The organism is Halococcus morrhuae DSM 1307, assembly GCF_000336695.1.
Taxonomy (GTDB): domain Archaea; phylum Halobacteriota; class Halobacteria; order Halobacteriales; family Halococcaceae; genus Halococcus; species Halococcus morrhuae.
The window spans coordinates 1-6,404 of sequence record NZ_AOMC01000157.1 but is presented as its reverse complement, the minus strand read 5'-3'; the positions used below and the strand labels follow the sequence as shown (position 1 = coordinate 6,404).

The following is a 6,404-nucleotide window of genomic DNA, read 5'->3' as shown; positions in this document are numbered from 1 at the left end:
GTCACGTCGAACAGCCCGTCCTCGACGTTCGCCTGACCGAGCTCCTTGGCGAACCGGCGGGCGTTGCCGATGAGTACCGAGAGCGCTTCGCCCGACCAGGTGTGCTCGCCCTCGTCGGTGACGGCGTCGATATCGAGGGCAAGCCCCTCGAAGCTCGTCGCCTGCTGGACGCCCGTGATGACGAACGCGAGCGGCCCGAACCGCTCTTTCATGTCCGACGTGGTCGCCGCGCTCGTGTCGGCGGTCAGCCCGGCGATGCAGGATTTGACGAACGGCGTGTCGTCGGCGAACCCGATATCGATCGCCCGCGCTTGCCCCGCTTCGAGCAGCTCGACGCCGTGTTCGATGCTCCGGACGCCGATATCGCCGGCGAAGATGTTCGCCGTGCCGGCGGGGAGCACTCCGAACCGCACAGTATCAAGCGCGTCGGCGTCGGCGAGCCCCTGGACGATCTCCTGGACGGTGCCGTCGCCGCCACACGCCCCGAGAACCGTCACGCCGTCGTTGATGGCCTCGCGTGCGAGCGCCACCCCGTCGCCCTGCCCCGTGGTTTCGACGACCGAGTAGCCGTGGCGGTCGGCCAGTCGCCGGACCGACGGGACGTGCTCGCCGTCGCCGCTCGTCGGGTTCACGATGATACGGCGCTTCGCCCCGTCGGGCGATTCCGCCGTAGTCACTGTGCGTTCCGGGTCGGGGACCATCGTTTCGTGTGCCGGATTGCACGCCGAGAGGGATAGGCCATCGGACTGCTCACCGCGACGGGCGCGATCGGTTCCGGGTAGTGTTGTGCGCGTCGACCACATTCGTTATGAGTCTCGCGACCCTACCAACGAGTATATGGACGATAGCGCAGGCTACGACGTCGCGGTTATCGGCGGTGGGCCGGCGGGTCTGACCGCAGCACTGTACACGACGCGGCTCGGCCACGATACGGTCGTGCTCAATCGGGGCGGCGGTCGTGCCGCGATGATGCGCGATACGCACAACGTCATCGGTGTCACCGAAGAGACCAGCGGCAACGAGTTCCTCCAGGCCGCGATCGAACAGCTCGAAGGCTACGGCACGGACTACCGCCAGACGTTCGTGACGGACGCCGAACGGATCGACGACGAGCGGGCGTTCCGGCTCACAACGAACGACGTCGAACTGTTCGCCGACCGCGTGGTGCTCGCGACCGGCTTTTCGGACGTGCATCCCGATCCGCCGCTCCCCCGTACTGGACGCGGCCTACACTACTGTCTGCACTGTGATGCGTACATGTTCGTCGACGAGCCCGTCTACGTGATGGGTCACGGCGAGTCGGCCGCCCACGTCGCGATGATCATGCTCAACTTCACCGACGAGGTGGATCTCCTGTTGCGCGGGCACGACCCCGAGTGGTCCGAGGACACCGACCGCCAGCTGCGCGCCCATCCGGTCGACATCGTCGCAAGCGACGTCGAGAGCAAGTTCGCCGACGAGGACGATCCGGAGTGGCTCGGCGGGTTTGAGTTCGTGAACGGCGAGCGCCGCGAGTACACGGGCGGGTTCGGGATGTACGGCTCCGAGTACAACAACGCCCTCGCGCGCGAACTGGGCTGTGAGATCAACGACGACGGCACCGTGGCGGTCGACGACCACGGCAACACCTCCGCCGACGGTGTCTACGCCGTGGGCGATCTCGTTCCCGGTCACAACCAGATTCCCGTCGCGATGGGTCAGGGAGCCAAGGCCGGCATCGATATCCACTACGACCTCCGGCAGTTCCCGATGAGCCTCGACGAACTCGAAGCGGAGGGCGAGATCGCGGCCGACGACGTGCCCGCGATCTCCGACGAGCTGCGCGAGCGCTCGGCCGCACGCGCCGCGGGCGACGACTGAGGACGTTTTTCTTTGGGCACGATCGACACGTACGCGCTCGCCGACCGCGAGTGGTATGTATCGTCAGCCCGCTCGCTGTGATATGCACGGTGAGTACCGGTAGATGGAGCGCATCACGCTCGAAAACACCGTCTTCGAGGGACTGAACGACGTCTACGTCTTCGGTGCGGGATCGGACGCGCCGACGCTGATCGACACCGGCGTCGCGATGCCCGAGACGCGCGAGCAGTTGGAAGACGGGCTCGCCGACGCGGGCGTGGCGATCGCGGATATCGAGCAGATCCTGCTCACCCACTGGCACGGCGATCACGCGGGGCTGGCGGGCGAACTCCAAGAGGAGAGTGGCGCAACGGTCCGTGCCCACGCTGCCGACGCGCCGCTCATCGGCGGCGAGGAGGATGCGTGGGAAACGATGGACGAGCGCCAGCGCGACTTACTCGACGAGTGGGGAATGCCCGCCGATCCGCGTGCGGAACTGCTCGGCTTTCTCGACGGCAGTCTTCAGGGTACCCCGCCGACCGTCGAGCCGTTCGAGGACGGCGCGCGCTTCGACACGCCCGAAGGAACCCTCGAAGCGTTGCATCTGCCGGGTCATGCCGCTGGGCTCGCGGGCTTTGCCTTCGACGGCACCGACGGTCGCGAACTGTTCTCGGGCGATGCACTACTCCCACATTACACGCCGAACGTGGGTGGGGCCGACGTGCGTGTCGAGCGCCCGCTCGCGAACTATCTCGACACGCTCGCGGCGATCGTCGATGCGGGGTTCGCCCGTGCGTGGCCCGGCCATCGCGATCCCATCGACGACCCGGCTGGTCGCGCCCGCGAGATCATCGTCCACCATCGCGAACGCACCGGCAACGTCCTCGACGTGCTCCGCGAGCACGGGCCGGCGTCCGCATGGACCGTGAGCGAACACCTGTTCGGCGACCTCTCGGCGATCCACATTCTCCACGGGCCGGGCGAGGCCTACGCCCATCTGGAACATCTCAGCGCCCACGATGTGACCGAACGAACCGACGACGGCTACCGACTGCTCGACAGCGATCCCGATCTCGACGAGCTGTTCCCCGCAGTCGTTGAGTGACCCACGACGGTGGTGCGTTCGCGGTGGCGGCTGCGGTGCGTGGCGGTACGGTCCTGGTGGATGAAGGGCGAGCGCGACCCAAGGGAGCGCGAGGGCTTCGGTAGTGCTGTAGTGGTAGAGTATCCGTGCGAATGGAACGAGCGCGGTTCACCGTGAGCGAGGCCGGAGGCCGAGCGAGCGGGGAGTTTTTAGCGTAGCTTTTTGCAAGGACCCTGAGCGAGCGCAGCGAGCGAACGGAGTCGTTCGAAAGGCGCTTCGCGCCTTTCGTGATGACGAAACGGCGAAGCCGTTTCGAACCATGAGCGATCGCGATCCCCGCAGTAAAAAGGTACTACCTTTCAACAGCGAGAGTCCCGTCCTGAGGCCGAAGGCCGAAGGGCGGGCGTGAATCGCGTAAGCTATTCAGAGAGCTTTCGCAATCACCGAAACCGCAGGACTTAGTCCCTCTGGGGTCTGATATACGGTACGGCGATGAAGCGTACCAACACCTTCGAGGTCGTTCCGCAGTCCACCGAGGACGAGGAGTTGCTTCGACGCTTGTTGGACGCTTCAGCCGCTCTCTGGAACGAAATCAACTACGAGCGCCACGAGAGCTTCGCCGACCCGGACGCCGACGTGTTCGACATATCGGAGTACCGAGGCAGGTACGGCGGCGTACTCGGTGCTTCGACCGTTCAGCAGGTCGAACGAAAGAACCGCGAAGCGTGGCGGTCGTTCCTCGCCCTGAAAAAGAAAGGCGAAGCCGCCGGCAAACCCGGATTCTGGGGCAACCGCGAGGACGGGCGCGAACTTCGCACGTTCATCCGCAACACGTCATACTCGGTTCAGTGGGGCGAATACTCCCGTCTCGAAGTGCTCGTCGGGTCGGACCTCAAGGATGAGTTCGGACTCGGCGCACGGGAGCGCCTTCGCCTCGAAGTGCGTGGCGAGCCGAACTGGCCGGAGTACGACAAACAAGGCCGCCTTGAAGTGTTCTACGATGACGAACGCGACCGATTCAGAGCCTTTCCAGCCAGTCACAATCGATAGTTCTCGACTGGCATCACCACTGGCGGACGAAACCGCCGCTCTGGACGTCGGTGCGAACAACATCGTCGCAGCAACCACTTCGACCGGCAAACAACTGCTGTACGGAGGGCGCGACCTGTTCGACCGCTTCCGCGAAACCACACGAGAAATCGCGCGGTTGCAGTCGAAACTCCACGAAGGCCGGTATTCGAGCAACCGGATACGGCGGCTATATCGGCGGCGGACCAAACGCCGCGACCACGCACAAGATGCTCTCGCCCGCGACCTGATGGAACGCCTTCACGCCGAGGGGGTTTCGACGGTGTACGTCGGCGCACTCACCGACGTACTCGAAGCGTCGTGGTCGGTGCGAGCGAACGCGAAGACGCACAACTTCTGGGCGTTCCGACGGTTCGTCGACCGACTCGCTTGCACCGCCGAGGAGTTCGGGATCACAGTCGAAGTCCGCTCCGAGGCGTGGACCTCGCGGGAGTGTCCGAACTGCGGCTCGACCGACCGAACCACTCGGCACAAGGACACGCTCACTTGCGAGTGTGGTTTCGACGGCCATGCCGATTTAACGGCGAGCGAAACGTTCCTGAGACGGCACAGCGACACAGCAGTATCACGGCCGATGGCACGGCCCGTGCGATTCGAGTGGGACGACCACGAATGGTCGGAGTCACCACGCTCTCTCCGTCCCAAAGAAGCGCGCACGAACCCGCAAGTTGCCTCCGTGGGCGGACGTTGACATCCTCCCCGCCCTGAAGGGCGAGGATTCCTCCGGTGGGGGTTCGGACGGCCTACGCCGTCGAACCTACGGAAGTCTTTTGCTGGTGCGCGCGAACCTCNTTGACATCCTCCCCGCCCTGAAGGGCGAGGATTCCTCCGGTGGGGGTTCGGACGGCCTACGCCGTCGAACCTACGGAAGTCTTTTGCTGGTGCGCGCGAACCTCGTTGGGACGAGAGCGTGACAACTCTGACCATCGGTGGTCGTCCCACTTGAGGCGCGCGGGCCGTGCCATCGACCCAACTTCGCCGCTCGTTTCTTGTGCGAGGAACTTCGCCGAAGCGTCCAAATCGGCGTGCCCCTCGTAGCCGCACGGACACCAGAACGAATCGCCCGACCGAACGGTGTCCTCGCGTTCGCCACATTCGGGACATTCCCGCGTGGTGTTCGCTTCGGGTTTCACTTCGACCGTGATACCGAACTCGGCAGCGGTGTACGCGAGACGGTCGATGAACGCGCGGAACGCCCAGAAGTTGTGCGTTTTCGCGTTCACTTCGACCGACCAGTGCTTGCCGAGAACGCCCTTGAGAGCACCGACGTACACCGTCGAGACGCATTCGGCGTGAAGGCGCTCCATCAGGTCGCGTGCGAGGGCGTCCTGTGCGTGGTCGCGCCGCCGTGTTCGACGCCGATACAACCGCCGTATCCTGTCGCTCGAATACCGTCCTTCGCGGAGCTTTGACTGGTACTCGGCGATGTCGTGGGTCGTCTCGCGGAAGCGGTCGAACAGGTCGCGCCCCTCGTACAGCAGTTGCGTTCCGGTGGTCGTACTGCACGCAACGAGGTTGTTTGCGCCCACATCCAGAGCGGCGGATTCGTCCGCCAGTGGTGAATCCAGTCGAGAATCTTCGACGGTGACTGGTTGAATTGCTCTGAATTGGTCGCTCATCTCGTCGTAGTACAGTTCGAGTTGCCCGGCTTCGCCGTCCCACTTCGGGTTTCCTTGAACGTCGAGACGAAGACGTTCGCGGTAGCCGATGTCGTACTCTTCTTTCAGTTGCTTCCCGACCGGGACATCGAGGATAGACTGTTCGCGGCTTCCCGACGCCCACCGAAGCGTGTACTGGTCTTTGCGGATGTACGTTCGCAACGCCCGGCCTTCGTCCTCGTTGCCCCAGTAGCCGGGAAGCCCGTTCGCTTCGCCAGATTCCTTGAGCTTGAAGAACGAACGCCACGCTTGGTCGTTCTTCCGAACGACCTGTTGAGCGGTTGCGGAACCGACAACACCCTTGTACTCGCCGTAGTGGTCGTCGGCTTCCCAAATCGGGGCGTCGATGTCCGGGTCGGTGAGATACTGCCGTCGCCCGTAGTTGGTTTCGTTCCACAGGGAAGCGGAGGCGTCCAACAGCCGCTGAAGGCACTCCGCATCCGATTCGGAGCGGGGAACGACCCGGAAGACGTTGACGCGCCTCATTCGTACTGCTCCCAAATGTACTGCTCGATGGCGTCCTTCGAGACGCTTCCGGCAGTCCCGACGTAGTACGAGCGAGTCCACTTGATACGGTCGTCGTGGCGGTCATTGTAGTACCGGGCGGATATGCCCTTGAGCCAGTTGACCAGCAGCGACGGCGCGTTTTTCGGCGGACTGCCGACGAACAGGTGAACGTGGTCGTCCATGATTTTGGCTTCGACCAGTTCGATGTCCTTGTCGTCGCAAATCTC

5 protein-coding genes and 1 pseudogene are annotated in these 6,404 nt (G+C 64.1%); 3 read left to right on the top strand and 3 right to left on the bottom strand.

All coding sequences use genetic code 11. From position 1 onward, the window contains the following. Positions 1 to 677 (bottom strand): diacylglycerol/lipid kinase family protein (locus tag C448_RS14220; protein WP_239640589.1); only part of this gene is annotated, 677 nt, incomplete at its 3' end. A gap of 160 nt (positions 678 to 837) precedes the next feature. Here C448_RS14220 and C448_RS14215 point away from each other — a divergent pair. From C448_RS14215 to C448_RS14205, 3 genes and pseudogenes are all read left to right on the top strand, one after another. Next, the gene (locus C448_RS14215; RefSeq protein WP_004055810.1) at positions 838 to 1,860 is read left to right on the top strand and encodes an NAD(P)/FAD-dependent oxidoreductase; all 1,023 of its coding nucleotides are present in this window, start codon (positions 838 to 840) and stop codon (positions 1,858 to 1,860) included. Positions 1,861 to 1,963: 103 nt separating this feature from the next. Next, positions 1,964 to 2,944, top strand: coding sequence for an MBL fold metallo-hydrolase (locus C448_RS14210; protein WP_004055809.1), 981 nt, complete (start codon positions 1,964 to 1,966; stop codon positions 2,942 to 2,944). Between the two features lie 471 nt (positions 2,945 to 3,415). Beyond that, positions 3,416 to 4,703, top strand: a pseudogene (locus tag C448_RS14205) (RNA-guided endonuclease InsQ/TnpB family protein). 157 nt (positions 4,704 to 4,860) lie between these two features. On the opposite strand, the gene C448_RS14200 reads toward C448_RS14205, so the two are convergent. Both C448_RS14200 and tnpA read right to left on the bottom strand, forming a co-directional pair. Beyond that, positions 4,861 to 6,156 carry an IS200/IS605 family transposon protein TnpB gene (locus tag C448_RS14200; protein ID WP_004055808.1) on the bottom strand — a complete coding sequence of 432 codons (1,296 nt, stop codon included), beginning with the start codon at positions 6,154 to 6,156 and terminating at the stop codon, positions 4,861 to 4,863. After that, a partial coding sequence (gene tnpA / locus C448_RS14195; RefSeq protein ID WP_004055807.1) for an IS200/IS605 family transposase occupies positions 6,153 to 6,404 on the bottom strand: 252 nt, incomplete at its 5' end. The genes tnpA and C448_RS14200, both read right to left, overlap by 4 nt.